Source organism: Agromyces binzhouensis (assembly GCF_004135055.1).
Classification (GTDB): domain Bacteria; phylum Actinomycetota; class Actinomycetes; order Actinomycetales; family Microbacteriaceae; genus Agromyces; species Agromyces binzhouensis.
In genome coordinates, this window is record NZ_SDPL01000372.1 from 1 (window position 1) to 3,124 (window position 3,124).

The window sequence follows — 3,124 nt, forward strand, 5'->3', positions numbered from 1 at the left end:
CGCCGGGCCGCGCGCGAGATCCCGGTCGGTGGAGCGCGGCCGCCGCGACCGCGCGAGGTCGAGCCCGTCGACGATGGTCCCCCCGCGCAGGAGGACGCCCGCCGACGTGCCCGGCGCACCGGCCACGACGTTGAGGCACACGTGCATGCCGTAGGTGAAGTACGCGTAGAGGTGCCCGCCGTCGCCGAACATCACCGCGTTGCGGGGAGTCCGTCCGCGGAACGCGTGCGATCCCGGGTCGACGCCGACGCCGCGGTACGCCTCAACCTCCGAGAGTCGGACGGCGACGCGCCCGGCCTCGGAGTCGTACGCGAGCACCGCGCCGAGGAGCAGCGGCGCGAGCTCGACCGGGTCGCGTCGGAACCAGGCGCGGTCGGGTCGCACGAGCTCCGCGTGCGACGCCGGTCGCGGCATCCGCTCGCCCGCACTCATCGTGCTCGTCGTCGGGTCGCGGCTCAGTCGTCGCCGCCGGGGAGGACCGACAGGAGGTGTCGCACCCGGTCGGCGAGCGACGCGAACTGGCCGTCGACGCGCGTCGGCGCAGTGCCGCCGATGCCGTCACGGCTCGCGACCGAGCCCTCGATGGTGAGCACCGCGCGCACCTCGGGGACGAGGTGCGGCGAGATCGACGCGAGCGCCTCGTCGTCGACCTCGTGGAGTTCCAGCCCGTGCGTCTCCGCGTACCGCACGAGCGAACCCGTGATCTCGTGCGCATCGCGGAACGGCACCCGGCGCTTCACGAGCCACTCGGCGACGTCGGTCGCGAGCGAGAAGCCGGCCGGCGCGAGTTCCGCCATGCGGTCGGTGTGGAAGGTCAGCGTCGCGATCATCCCGGTGAAGGCGGGCAGGAGCACCTCGAGCGTCTCGACCGAGTCGAAGACGGGCTCCTTGTCCTCCTGCAGGTCGCGATTGTAGGCCAGCGGCAGCGCCTTGAGGGTGGCGAGCAGGCCCGTGAGGTTGCCGATGAGCCGTCCGGACTTGCCGCGCGCGAGCTCGGCGATGTCGGGGTTCTTCTTCTGCGGCATGATCGACGAGCCGGTCGAGTAGGCGTCGTCGAGCGTGACGAAGCCGAACTCGCGAGTGTTCCAGAGGATGATCTCCTCGGAGATCCGCGACAGGTCGATGCCGATCATCGCCGCGACGAACGCGAACTCGGCGACCACGTCGCGGCTCGCGGTGGCGTCGATCGAGTTCTCGGCCGGATGCGCGAGCCCCAGGTCTCGGGCGACGGATGCCGCGTCGAGCCCGAGCGTCGAGCCGGCGAGCGCGCCGCCGCCGTAGGGCGAGACGTCGGCCCGCTTCATCCAGTCGACGAGCCGCTCGAGGTCGCGCGAGAGCGCCCAGCCGTGCGCGAGCAGGTGGTGCGCCAGGAGCACGGGCTGCGCGTGCTGCAGGTGCGTGCGCCCTGGCATGATCGCGGTGCGGTGCGCGTCGGCCTGCGCGGAGAGGGCGTCGATGAGATGGACGAGCATGCGCCCGATCGTGATCGCGTGGTCCTTGAGGTAGAGGCGGACGAGCGTGGCGATCTGGTCGTTGCGGCTGCGTCCCGCGCGGAGCTTGCCGCCGAGCTCGGACCCGACCTCGGCGATGAGGGCGGCCTCGAGCGCGCCGTGGACGTCCTCGTCGGAGTCGGCCGCGACCAGCCCGCCGTCGACGACCCGCTGCTCGAGGGCGTCGAGGCCCGCGATCATCCGCTCGAGCTCGTCGGCCTCCAGGTAGCCCGCCGCGGCGAGCGCCCGGGCGTGCGCACGCGACCCGGCGAGGTCGTAGGGGGCGAGCTGCCAGTCGAAGTGCGTCGACTTCGACAGGCGCTGCAGCTCGGGCGACGGTCCGCCCGCGAACCGCGCGCCCCAGAGGGAGCCCTCGTTGGTGCCGTGCTGCTCCGACATGCTCACGCGTCCTTCCTGGCGAGGAGCCAGACGAGCAGCGCCTTCTGCGCGTGCAGCCGGTTCTCCGCCTCGTCCCAGATGATCGACTGCGGGCCGTCGATGACGTCGGCGCTCACCTCGTAGCCGCGGTCCGCGGGCAGGCAGTGCATGAAGACGGCGTCGGGCTTCGCGAGCGACATCAGCTCCGCGTCGACGGTGTAGGCGCCGAACGTGGCGACCCGATGCGCCTTCTCGTCCTCCTTGCCCATCGACACCCAGGTGTCGGTCACGATCACATCGGCACCGGCCGCCGCCTCGGCGGCGTCGGTGTGGAGGGCGACCGATCCGCCCGTGACGGCGGCGATGCGGTCGGCGTCGGCGACGACGGATGCCGCGGGCGCGAACTCCTCGGGCGACGCGATGCGCACGTGCATGCCGGCCGTCGCGCCCGCGAGCACGTAGGACTGGGCCATGTTCGACGCGCCGTCGCCGAGGAAGGCGACCGTCAGTCCGGCGAGCTCGCCCTTGTGCTCGCGGATGGTGAGGAGGTCGGCGAGCAGCTGGCACGGGTGGAAGTCGTCGGACAGCGCGTTCACGACGGGGACCGTGGTGCCCTGGGCCATCTCGTCGAGGCCGGACTGCGCGTACGTGCGCCAGACGATGGCGGACACCATCCGCTCGAGCACGCGCGCGGTGTCGGAGGGGGTCTCCTTGCCGCCGAGCTGGCTGTTCGCGGTCGAGATGATCAGCGGCGAGCCGCCGAGGTCGGCGATGCCGACGGCGAACGAGACGCGCGTGCGCGTCGAGGACTTGTCGAAGATGACGGCGACGGTCTGCGGGCCGGCGAGGGGCGTCTCCGCCCAGCGGTCGGCCTTGAGGCGGACCGCGAGGTCGAGGATCTCGGACTGCTCGGCGGGCGTGATGTCATCGTCGCGGAGGAAGTGGCGGGTCATGGATGCTCCGTTCTGCACGTGGCGAGCGGGTGGTCTGCGGATGGTCTGGATGTCGGGGTCAGCGCGCTGCGGCGACGGCGTCGAGTGCCCGGCCGAAGCGGTCGGCGAACTCGTCGAGTTCGGCGTCGCCGATGATGAGCGGCGGTGCGATGCGGATGGTCGAGTCGTTCGCGGCGTTGACGATGAGGCCGGCCCGCATCGCCGCCGCGGAGAGCTCGGTCGCGACGGGCTCGGTGAGGGCGACGCCGGCGAGGAGCCCGCGGCCGCGCATCCCCGCGACGAGCGGCGAGCCGAGGCCGAGCA

Annotated in this window: 4 protein-coding genes; all 4 read right to left on the reverse strand. The window is 72.5% G+C overall.

Annotated elements, in window-relative coordinates:
• Positions 1 to 432: DNA-3-methyladenine glycosylase (locus tag ESO86_RS14305; protein ID WP_242492382.1), on the reverse strand; the 432-nt coding region annotated here is incomplete at its 3' end.
• A gap of 23 nt (positions 433 to 455) precedes the next feature.
• Positions 456 to 1,889: an argininosuccinate lyase gene (gene argH / locus ESO86_RS14310; protein ID WP_129235600.1), complete on the reverse strand. Its 1,434-nt coding sequence runs from the start codon at positions 1,887 to 1,889 to the stop codon at positions 456 to 458.
• A 2-nt stretch (positions 1,890 to 1,891) separates the two neighbouring features.
• Positions 1,892 to 2,821: an ornithine carbamoyltransferase gene (argF, locus tag ESO86_RS14315; protein WP_129235598.1), complete on the reverse strand. Its 930-nt coding sequence runs from the start codon at positions 2,819 to 2,821 to the stop codon at positions 1,892 to 1,894.
• A gap of 58 nt (positions 2,822 to 2,879) precedes the next feature.
• Positions 2,880 to 3,124 (reverse strand): aminotransferase class III-fold pyridoxal phosphate-dependent enzyme (locus ESO86_RS14320; RefSeq protein WP_129235599.1); only part of this gene is annotated, 245 nt, incomplete at its 5' end.

Excerpts from the sequence above, each read along its gene's own strand:
- argH (WP_129235600.1), bottom strand. The coding sequence starts at position 1,889 with ATGTCGGAGCAGCACGGCACCAACGAGGGCTCCCTCTGGGGCGCGCGG.
- argF (WP_129235598.1), bottom strand. The coding sequence starts at position 2,821 with ATGACCCGCCACTTCCTCCGCGACGATGACATCACGCCCGCCGAGCAG.